The organism is Paenibacillus sp. GYB006, from assembly GCF_036577645.1.
Classification (GTDB): Bacteria; Bacillota; Bacilli; order Paenibacillales; family Paenibacillaceae; genus Paenibacillus.
Window position 1 is genome coordinate 1 of record NZ_JARBDA010000120.1, and the last position, 210, is coordinate 210.

The 210-nt window shown below is 44.8% G+C and carries 1 rRNA gene; it reads left to right on the top strand.

Annotated elements, in window-relative coordinates:
• Positions 1 to 127, top strand: a 23S ribosomal RNA gene (locus PV403_RS25260); the annotation flags it as partial.
• Between the last annotated feature and the right edge of the window lie 83 nt (positions 128 to 210).

Sequence of the window (210 nt, forward strand, 5' to 3'; positions counted from 1 at the left end):
AGCCCACCTCAAGATGAGATTTCCCAATTAGTAAGACCCCTTGAAGACGACGAGGTAGATAGGCTGGGGGTGGAAGTGCAGCAATGCATGGAGCTGACCAGTACTAATCGGTCGAGGGCTTATCCTAAAAGCTTTCTGAAGGAAAGCTACTTCGAAAGCATATGCTATAAATTGCAAAGATTGTTTCGTATCTAGTTTTCAGGGAGCAAA